Here is a 9,729-nt window from a genome sequence, read left to right as displayed (position 1 = left end):
TACAGAAACTGCTGCTCCACTACGGCGTAGCGGGGAAGCACTCCGACTACCTCGTCCGGAGCCTGCCGCCGCAGGACTACATCCGGAGCGAGCGCGAAGAGCGGGGGCACGCCAAACGCGCCCCGTTCGACCACTGGGCGGACGTGGCGGGTGAGGAGGCGATGGCGCGCTACATCGCGGTGATGCGGACTGCGAGTGAGTCCATCCAATTCTCCATGCAGGTCCCCGCGGGCCTGCGCACACAGGAGTATCAGGAGGCGGTGCTGGACCCCGCGGTTTGCTTCAACGCGGATGAACCGGTGCTGGGGCTGCCCCGGTGGGTGCACGACCATACGTGGGCCGAGGACCAGCGGCGGACGGTCTTGCTGGACGAGACCGTGCTGACCAGAACGGTCGGCGACTGCAAGGTGATGGCCGACCAACTGCGGCACCTTGCCAGCCTGGTGAAGGGCGAGGAATCGGCCGCCGGGGGTGCGGTTGTCCGCATCCTGCCGATGAGCCCGGTGCTCTCCATTCACACGGCCCACTGGCCCGCTGAAGTAACCCTGCACGGCCACCGCCTGGTGACGAGCCTCGGCCTGTTTCCCAGCTATGAGACCGGCTCTCGCGCTGCGAGGACCGTGAGTGCCGGCCTGCGCGAGGCCCTGCCCGCCGCCTGCAGCCGTGAGGAGACGTACGAGCTGCTCGCGCGCGCCGCGGACGCGATGGAGCGGAGGACCGCCTCGTGAACGCCGCCCGGCTCCTCGCCCGCCTGCTCGGGTCGCCTCACGACGTGCCCATGACCGGACTGCTCGACCTCGACCAACGAGAGTTCAACCGCCGTGTCGGCGTCCTGCTCCACACCGACGTCGCCCCTGTCCAACCGGGCGTCGCGCGGTGCGCCGTGCGCGCCCGACTGAGGAAGGGGATCGACGCGTGACGGGCCTCTCGATTCCCCCAGACCACTACCTCATGCCGAAGGTCGCTCGGGTGCAGGACTATCTCGACGGCGGGACGGACAACTACATCGTCGACCGCGAATTCGCCCAGCACCTGCTTGCCGTCGCCACGTGGCTGCCGCCCAGTGTGCGCATCAACCGCGCCCACGGCCCGAGAATCCTGGACTGCTTCACACGGGAGCTGGGCATCGACCAGGTCATCGACCTGGGCTGCGGCCTGCCACACGACGACAACCTGCGCCTGCCGGGCGCCGTACGCCGCATCGTTTACGTCGACAGCGACTCGGTGGTGGAAGGCCACGCACGGATGCTCCTGGCCGAGCGCGCCGGCACGGCCTCGCTCCTGGGTGACCTGGCGGACCTGTCCGCCCTGCTCGCTGCTGCGCCGATCGAGCGGCTGGACCGTGACCGACCGATCGGGGTGCTGCTACACGACGTCCTGCCATGGGTCGACGACGACATGGCCCGCACCGCCGTGGCAAGGCTGCACGAGTGGCTCCCGCCGGGGTCCGTGCTCTCGCTCACCCACGCCACCGGCGACTTTGCCCCCGCGAGGCAGCTGGCGCGACTGAGCGAGATCTACGAGGAGGCCGGCATCGGCTTCTGGCCCCGGACCGAGGACGCCCTCGATGCGCTGCTCGGCTCGTGGTCGCTGCTGGACGATCGCGGGCTCGTCAGCACTGCCACCTGGCGGCCTCCCAGCACCAGCGCCGCCCGGCTGCCCAGCATGGACGCCCGTTTCGACCATTCCCATGCCTACGCCGTACTCGTCACGACCGGAGACCGGACTACATGAATAGGCCGCCAACCTTGGACAGCCGACTGCCCTCCAAGGATTACGCGCGCATCAGCGACATGCAGACCGCTGCTCCGCTCGGCCGGGACGGAACCGTCGACTGGCTGTGCCTGCCCCGCTTCGACTCGGCCGCCGCGTACACACAGGGCCAGCAGTCTGTCCGCCACCGATTCTGGGCCGCACCGCCCGGTCCGCCGGGCTGTGCGACCACGGAAGCAGTGGTGGTGCACTCGAGCCTCAGCTTGACGGGCGCACGGATGCGGGACGTCTTCCTGCAGTCAATGGGACTTCACGTTCGGGGGATGCGCCGTGTCTGAGTTCGCAAGCCAGGTGCCGGCTCAGGCTCGGCGACGCCACCGGGCGCCTGCAGGCGGCGCCCTGCACCTTCCGCCTGCTCTCACCTCCTCGGTGCTGACCGGAGCAGCCGTCGGTGGTGGCTGGATGCTCGACGACTTCGAGATGCTGCCACCTCCCGCTGGCATCGCTACCGCTGTCGTCGCGTCAGCGTGCGTTCTGTGGTGGACCGGAACGCGTGTCCTGCGCGCCCGCAAGGGCCTGGCTCGTGAAGAACAGGTCCGCGCGGAGCGGGATGAGGCGTACGGAGCTCTTGAGGCCGTCATCGCGGCTGTCGGCAAGGGCCAGCAGGGCCTTCGCTGGGCAGCCGCACAGGCCGAGCAGGGCAACGCGCACACCAACTTCTCGCCGTCCCCCGCCCCGCCTCGCACCGGAAACATCTGCACCGACGCCATCGCTCTCCTGGACCAGGCCTTCGATGAGGCGTGGAAGACGGTGATGGTGGCAGCGACTCGCCAGCACCAGCAGCTGAACGCGCAGGCAGAGCTCGCCGAGATCTTCAAGTCGATCTCTCCGCGTCTGCAGAGTCTGGTCAACCGCAGTATCACCGTCATCTCCGAGGTCGAGAGGGACATCGAAGACCCGGAGCTGATGGCGGAGCTCTTCCGCGTCGATCACCTGCTGACCCAGATCCGGCGCGCGGTCGAAAGCCTTGCGGTCCTGGGCGGCAATACCCCTCCCCGGGACAGTGCTCCGGTGATGCTGGCCACGGCGATCCGGCGCGCCGTCGCGGAGATTCCCGAGTATCAGCGTGTCCGCGTGGCACCGGCCCCGCACACGGCTGCCGCACTACCGGGATACGTCAGCCCCAACGTGGTGCACCTGCTCGCCGCCCTGATGGAGAACGCAACCGGCTTCTCGAGAGAGCGGGTGGAGGTCCACACCCACGAAACCGAGGGCGGGATAGCCATCGAACTGCTTGACCGCGGGACCGGCATGTCTCAGCGGAAACGGGAATCGCTCAACCGCCTGCTTGCCGCTCCAGAGAGCGAGGACCCTCGCGCCCGTCTGCGTGACGGCAAGATCGGCCTGCTGGTCGCCGCCCTGCTCGCGCAGCGGCACAAGATCACCATTCGTCTAGGGCCGAACATCGTCGGCGGGACCCAGGCCGTTGTGCTCATCCCCAAGGATCTGCTCGTCTCTGCCGACCAGCAGGTTTCGTCCAAGTCTCCGGCCGAGAAACCGCTTCCATCGGCGCCCATGTCATCCGGTCCCGTGCGACGGGAACCGGCGTCGCCTAGCCCGGACGACACCACTGAGCTGCCCCGACGCATCCCGCTTCAACTGCCAGGCGGGACGGGACCCACATCCTCGTCCGGTCCGGAGCCGGGCCGACCTCCATTGCCCCGGCGTGGCGAGGCTGAAAGGCGCCTCCCGCCGGTGGTGCAGCAGGCACCCGCGGGACGCGCCACCGGTGGACTGATGGCGAACTTCCGCTCCCGTCGGCCGTCTGACGACTCCCCCCAGGCGCAGCCGCCCGGCGACTGAGTCACCACTCGTCCAGCCACCCCCCTCACTTGACCAGGAGAAACCCATGCAGAATGACGGCACTGCCCCCCGTATCACGGCCGCGCGCGACCAGCTGAGCGGACTGCTCGCGGGGCTTCTCGACAAGGCACCCGGGACGACCCGCGCCCTCCTTGCTTCTGGTGACGGTCTGAAGCTGGCCTGGACCGAACAGCCGACCGACGACGCCGACAACCTCGCGGCCGTCATCTCCGGGCTGTACTCGCTCGGGCGTCAGCAGTTCAAGGACACGCCGGGCGGGATCCGCCAGGTCGTTGTCGAGCACGACGGCGGCAGCCTCTTCGTGATGAGCGCCGGCGCCGCATTCAGCGACAACAAGGCAGTGAACACCGTCCTGGCCGTCGTGGCCAGGCCCGACGCAGACCCGGGCCAGGTCGGCTACGTGATGGAGACCTTCATCGGGGGACTGGACGAGCACCTCGTCGTGGCGGCCCGAGCCAACTCGTTCAGCGGGCAGGGGCTGTGACATGGGGGCCAGCGGATGGGCCGACAGCTCATTAGGCGACGTCCGCCCCTACACGATCACCGGAGGCCGCACCCGCTCCAAGCACACGCTGCATCTCACCACCTGCCTGATCACCCGACCGATCGCCCCCGGGACGGCTCACCTCAGTGCCGAGGGTGAGGCGCTGCTGCTCCACTGCAGCGGCGTCCCCCGCTCCGTTGCCGAACTCGCCGCCCGGACGCACCAGCCCGTGCAAGTCGTGAAAGTCCTGATCGGGGATCTCCTCGACTGCGATGCGCTGGCCCGGGCCAACCCCGTCGGCGCCGGAGCCGATCCCGACGTACACCTACTGGAGGCACTCCTTCATGGCCTACACAATCGGCTCTGAACCTGGGGACGCGGCGCTCCCTGTGGCGGAGCTGAAGATCGTGGTGGCCGGCGGCTTCGGCGTCGGCAAGACCACGATGGTCGCCACGCTAAGCGAGATACCGCCGCTGATGACGGAGGAAGTCCTCACCGACGCCGGCCGGGACATCGACGACCTGACCGGCGTGGCGGAGAAGTCCACGACCACCGTGGCCATGGACTTCGGCCGGATCACGTTCACCGAACCGAACCGCCCGATGATTCTCTTCCTGTTCGGCACGCCAGGACAGGAGCGCTTCTGGTTCGCCTGGCCCGACCTCTCCTACGGCGCGGTCGGCGCGGTCGTCCTGGCCGACACCCGGCGCCTACAGGACTCCTTCGCCGCGGTCAGCTACTTCGAACAGCTCAAGACGCCATTCGTCGTGGCCGTCAACGAGTTCGACGGCGCGTACCGCTACACCCCCGACGAAGTACGCCACGCCCTCGAACTGGACTCGCATGTCCCGGTCCTCACCTGCGATGTCCGACAGCGCACCTCCGCCATGACCGTTCTCATCCGGCTCGTCGAGCACAGCCTCCGGCGCCGCCGTCAGCTCACCTCTGGAGCCCTCGCATGACCTTCCCCATCGACGCCCCCCACCACCCTCACGCGGCGACAGCCGAACGGGACGCCGTACTGCGTGCTTTCGGCCTGACGGGCCCCGAACCGGACCTCGACGCGTTCGCCACGCAGCTGGCTCAGGAAGCCTGCGTCCCCTACGCCATGGTCAACATCTTCGGGAGCCAGCAGCAGTTCTTCGGACTCCACACGCCCGCAGGCGACAGCGACCTGCCGACGGTCGGCCGCAGCATGCCCCTCGACCACGGGTTCTGCCCCGAGGTCGTCGACCGCAAGAAGGCCCTGGTCCTGCCCGACGTCTTCTCCTCCCCGCGATTCGCCGGGAACACCGTCGTCGACCTGATCGGAATCCGCACCTACGCCGGCGCCCCCCTCCTCCACGGCGACACGGTGCTCGGCACCGTGTGCTTCGTGGGCCCTGAGGAGCGGGCCCTGAGCACCGGACGGGACTCCCTCGCGCTGATCAAACAGCGCCGCGACGACGTCATGAACTTCCTCTACCAGCGCGCCGGCATCCAGCCCTAGCCCGTACCCGCGCCGCCGCACGTCACGAGCGATCACCAGGGAGGGGAGCCCACAGTGTCCGATGCCTATCTCGAAGAGCACCACCACCAGCTCCGCGCACGCGTCCGTGCCTTCGCGGAGTCCAAGGTCGCACCGCGCGTGGCGGAGATGGAGCGCACCGCAGCGGTGGAAACAGAGCTCGCGGTGGCCATCGCCCGGCAGGGATGGATCGGCGTCACCATCGATGAGGCCTACGGTGGCATGGGGGCCGGTCACCTCGCCAAGACCCTCATCATCGAGGAGCTGTCCCGGGTGAGCGCCGCCATGGGCGCCTTCGTCCAGGCCTCCCAGCTCGGCGTCGCGAAGATCATCCACTTCGGCAGCGACCAGCAAAAGCGCGACTGGCTCCCCCGGATCGCCGACGGATCGTGCCTGCCCACCATCGCCGTCACCGAACGCGAAGCCGGCAGCCACGTACTGGGCATGCAGATGACCGCACGCCGTGAGGGACGCCACTACGTCCTCAACGGGCGCAAGATCTACGTCGGCAACTCGCACGTCGGGGACCTCCACGGAGTTGTCGCCCGCACCGGCGAGGGCTCCCAAGGGCTCACCGCCTTCCTCGTCGAAGCAGGCAGCCCCGGCCTGACTCTGCCCGCCGTGGACCAGACCCTCGGACTGCACGGCTTCAGCTTCGGCGAGCTGCACTTCGACGACTGCCGGATACCAGTCACAAACCGCCTCGGCCGGGAGGGAGACGGCCTGGACGTCGCCTACTCGTCCAGCGTCCTGTACGGGCGTCCCAACCTCACCGCGGTCGCCCTGGGCATCCATCAGGCGATCCTCGAACAGACCGTCGCCTTCGCCAGCGAACGAGTCCGCTACGACAACCCGCTGCACCAGCTGCCCAACATCAAGATCAAAATTGGGCAGATCCAGTCCCGTGTCATGACGGCCCGCCTCGCCGCCTACCACGCCGCCCATCTCCTGGACACCGGTGTGCCCTGTGACGCCGAGCTGATGAACGCCAAGCTGATCAACGTTGAGCTGGCCCTGGACTCCGCCCGGGCCGCGATGGAAATCCACGCCGCAGCCGGATTGATGGCCGACATGCCCATCGGTCGCTATCTGCGCGATGCGCACCACATCTTCGCTCCCGCAGGCACGTCCGACATCCAGATGCTGCGCCTGGCCGAGGTCGCCCTCGATCAGAGCAAGGGCCAGTGGTCACAACGGATTGCCACTGCGCTCTCCCCCGCCAGGCTCCCACTGCCCTGACTTGACCCCTCGGACGTGATCAGTCCCCGCAGCACGGCTGTCCAACAGACGGCCATCACCCGCCAGCAGCAAGCCGCCCCAACGTGACCTCAGGACGCTGTCCGAGCTCCCGCAGGACACACCCCCGCCCATCCGGCGTCACCTGTCAGCACGCTCGGCCCGCCCGCGGCCCGCGTGCCCCCGCACCGAACGGATCTTCTTCTATGTTGGCCACCCGGCGTATCGAGGACTTCGCACTCGTCAGCGACATGCAGACCGCTGCCCTGATCGGCCGCGACGGGACAGTCGAGTGGGCGTGCCTGCCCCGCTTCGACTCCCCCGCGATCTTCGCGAACCTGCTGGGCGACGAGAGCAACGGCTTCTGGCGTGTCAGCCCGGCCGTAGACGCGAACCTTGTCTCCACCGACCGTCACTACCGCGAGGACACCCTCGTACTCGAAACCCGATGGGTCACCACCTCGGGCATCGTGAAGGTCATCGACTTCATGCCCCCGCGAGAGGATGGATCCCCCCAACTCGTCCGCATCGTCGAGGGCGTCAGCGGTCGCGTGCCCATGGCCTCCCGGCTCCGGATGCGCATGGATTACGGCTCCGTCGTCCCCTGGGTGGAAACCTGGGGCGAGCGCACCCAGGCCGTCGCCGGTCCGAACAGCCTGTGGCTGGACACCACCGCCCCGACGTACGGCGAAGCCCTGACGACCTGCTCCGACGTCACCGTCACCGAGGGAGAACGCGTCACCTTCACCCTCACCTGGCACCCCTCCCACCAGGACCCACCCGCCCTACCGGACGCCGAAGAGGCACTGCAGGCGACAGAGAAATTCTGGACGGCCTGGGTCAGCCACTGCACCTACGACGGTCCGTACCGGGAGGCGGTAGTCCGCTCGCTGATAACACTGAAGGCGCTCACTTACGCCCCGACCGGCGGGATCGTCGCCGCCCCCACCACCTCCCTGCCCGAGGATCTGGGAGGCGAACGCAACTGGGACTACCGGTTCTGCTGGCTGCGCGACGCCGCCATCACGCTCTCCTCGCTGTTGCGTACCGGCTACCGGTCCGAAGCCCGCGACTGGGCGGGCTGGCTCTTACGCGCGGTAGCCGGCGACCCGGAAAAGCTGCAGATCATGTACGGAATCGCCGGTGAACGGCAACTGCCGGAGAGCGAGCTGGACTGGCTGGGCGGCTACGAAGCTTCCCGCCCGGTACGGATCGGCAACGACGCCGCAGGCCAGCTCCAGCTTGACGTGTACGGCGAAGTCGCCGAAACCCTCCACCGCGCCCGCCAGGCCGGGCTACCCGCCGGCCCCGCCGACCACCTCCAGGTCAAGCTGATCCACTTCCTGGAGAAGCACTGGATGGAGCCGGACGACGGAATCTGGGAGAGCCGGGGTCCGCGCCGCCACTACGTGCACTCCAAGGTCATGGCCTGGGTGGCTGTCGACCGCACGGTCCAACTGCTCGAGTCTGGTGCCGTCGACGGCCCGCTGGAGCGCTGGAAAGCCCTGCGCGAGACAATTCACCGCGACGTCTGTGAGCGCGGATTCGACCCGGAGCGCCGCACATTCACCCAGTCCTACGGCTCGAAGGAACTAGACGCCGCCACTCTGCTCATCCCGCAGGTGGGCTTCCTCCCCCCGGACGACCCCCGGGTCATCGGCACGATCGAAGCCATCCAGCGTGACCTGATGACCCCCGACGGCTTCGTCATGCGCTACCCCACCGCCGGCGACAAGGTAGGCATCGACGGCCTGAGCGGCGATGAGGGTGCCTTCCTCGCCTGCAGCTTCTGGCTCGCTGACGACCTCGCCATGATCGGTCGAATCGACGAGGCACGCGAACTCTTCGAAAGGCTCTTGGAACTACGCAACGACCTGGGGCTGCTCGCGGAGGAGTGGGACTCCAAGCGCAGGCGCCTGGTCGGCAATTTTCCGCAAGCGTTCTCACACGTCGGGGTACTGGATACGGCCCTCACACTCTCACGGGCATTCGCCTCGGTGGGGGTGCCTGCGTGAAGACTTGGCCTTCGCCGACCGGTGTCCTCGCGCTCCGCATACCGGTGACCCTGGCGCGTCTCCTGCACGCAGGCCCGGCGCAGCCATCTCCTGCTCGCCCCGCTGGCCACGTACGAAGCCGAAGCCGCGCTCCCGGTCCTGCCCTAGCGATTCCCCCAGATCGCGTGTGCCGGCGAGAGCGAGGACCGCGATTCGCAGGCCTCCTTCTTCCGCACCGACGTCTGCCCCGCTGCCGTCGTGCTGCGGGGTGAGCGTGGGTACGGCAACGTTCACGCGCCGCCAAGGACAGCGGCCCAGCGCACCTCGTCCCCTCCTCTGCCAAAACTCCATCGACCTGGGGAACCACATGACCACCGCCCCGCCGCCCACCCGCCTCACGGAACTCCAGCGGCGCGCCGTCGCGCCCCTCGTCTACGGCGCTTCCAACGAAGCAATCGGTGCCCGGATCCACCTGTCCGCAGCAGGAGTCGCCAGTCATCTCCGTACAGCACGCAGGCGCCTCAACCAGCCTGGCTGCTCCCGGCCCGTCCTCGTCCACACCCTGCTCAGCATCCGGGAGGTACCACCGCCGACGTGCCAGCGGGCCTGCCCCGACTTCACCACACCGGAACTGCAACTCATACGGGCGATAGCCAAGTACTCCCGCAACGAGGACATTGCACGAGCCGTCAGCGTCCGGGCCGACGACGTACTGGCCGAGATCAATGCCGTCGTGGCCAAGGCATGCGCGGACAACGCGACGCACCTGATCGGACTCGCACACGCCTGGGGCCTCTTCAGCCCCGCGCGAGACGCCAGGCCGGCCGCACCGACGGTCACCGCAGACCAGGACAACGGGAATCTCGCGTACCGCATCCGGTGCTCCGAACGCCTCACGGCCGAGACGGCCT

At 68.4% G+C, this 9,729-nt stretch carries 11 protein-coding genes; all 11 read left to right on the top strand.

Features of this window, described 5'->3' with window-relative positions; translation table 11 throughout:
* Window positions 1–728, top strand: a 728-nt coding sequence (locus RM812_RS39755) for a Scr1 family TA system antitoxin-like transcriptional regulator (protein ID WP_311585491.1), incomplete at its 5' end; no start/stop codon positions are given.
* Window positions 725–919: a hypothetical protein gene (locus RM812_RS39750; RefSeq protein ID WP_311585489.1), complete on the top strand. Its 195-nt coding sequence runs from the start codon at window positions 725–727 to the stop codon at window positions 917–919. The genes RM812_RS39755 and RM812_RS39750, both read left to right, overlap by 4 nt.
* A 32-nt stretch (window positions 920–951) precedes the next feature.
* Window positions 952–1,734, top strand: coding sequence for an SAM-dependent methyltransferase (locus tag RM812_RS39745; RefSeq protein ID WP_311585487.1), 783 nt, complete (start codon window positions 952–954; stop codon window positions 1,732–1,734).
* Window positions 1,735–2,175: 441 nt separating this feature from the next.
* The gene (locus tag RM812_RS39740; RefSeq protein WP_311585484.1) at window positions 2,176–3,576 is read left to right on the top strand and encodes a histidine kinase; all 1,401 of its coding nucleotides are present in this window, start codon (window positions 2,176–2,178) and stop codon (window positions 3,574–3,576) included.
* 46 nt (window positions 3,577–3,622) lie between these two features.
* Window positions 3,623–4,081, top strand: coding sequence for a roadblock/LC7 domain-containing protein (locus RM812_RS39735; RefSeq protein ID WP_311585482.1), 459 nt, complete (start codon window positions 3,623–3,625; stop codon window positions 4,079–4,081).
* A gap of 1 nt (window position 4,082) precedes the next feature.
* Window positions 4,083–4,448, top strand: a complete 366-nt coding sequence (locus RM812_RS39730) for a DUF742 domain-containing protein (RefSeq protein WP_311585480.1) — start codon at window positions 4,083–4,085, stop codon at window positions 4,446–4,448.
* Window positions 4,426–5,043 (top strand): GTP-binding protein, encoded by a 618-nt coding sequence (locus tag RM812_RS39725; RefSeq protein WP_311585478.1) that lies wholly within the window; start codon window positions 4,426–4,428, stop codon window positions 5,041–5,043. The genes RM812_RS39730 and RM812_RS39725 overlap by 23 nt, the downstream gene beginning before the upstream one ends.
* Window positions 5,040–5,570, top strand: a complete 531-nt coding sequence (locus RM812_RS39720; RefSeq protein ID WP_311585476.1) for a GAF domain-containing protein — start codon at window positions 5,040–5,042, stop codon at window positions 5,568–5,570. Before RM812_RS39725 ends, RM812_RS39720 begins: the two co-directional genes overlap by 4 nt.
* 54 nt (window positions 5,571–5,624) lie before the next feature.
* Window positions 5,625–6,827 (top strand): acyl-CoA dehydrogenase family protein, encoded by a 1,203-nt coding sequence (locus tag RM812_RS39715; RefSeq protein WP_311585474.1) that lies wholly within the window; start codon window positions 5,625–5,627, stop codon window positions 6,825–6,827.
* Window positions 6,828–7,030: 203 nt separating this feature from the next.
* Window positions 7,031–8,839, top strand: coding sequence for a glycoside hydrolase family 15 protein (locus RM812_RS39710; RefSeq protein WP_311585472.1), 1,809 nt, complete (start codon window positions 7,031–7,033; stop codon window positions 8,837–8,839).
* Window positions 8,840–9,185: 346 nt separating this feature from the next.
* A partial coding sequence (locus RM812_RS39705; protein ID WP_311585470.1) for a helix-turn-helix domain-containing protein occupies window positions 9,186–9,729 on the top strand: 544 nt, incomplete at its 3' end.

Source organism: Streptomyces lancefieldiae, assembly GCF_031845825.1.
In the GTDB taxonomy this organism is placed as follows: Bacteria; Actinomycetota; Actinomycetes; order Streptomycetales; family Streptomycetaceae; genus Streptomyces; species Streptomyces lancefieldiae.
This window is presented reverse-complemented; position numbering and strand designations above follow the sequence as displayed.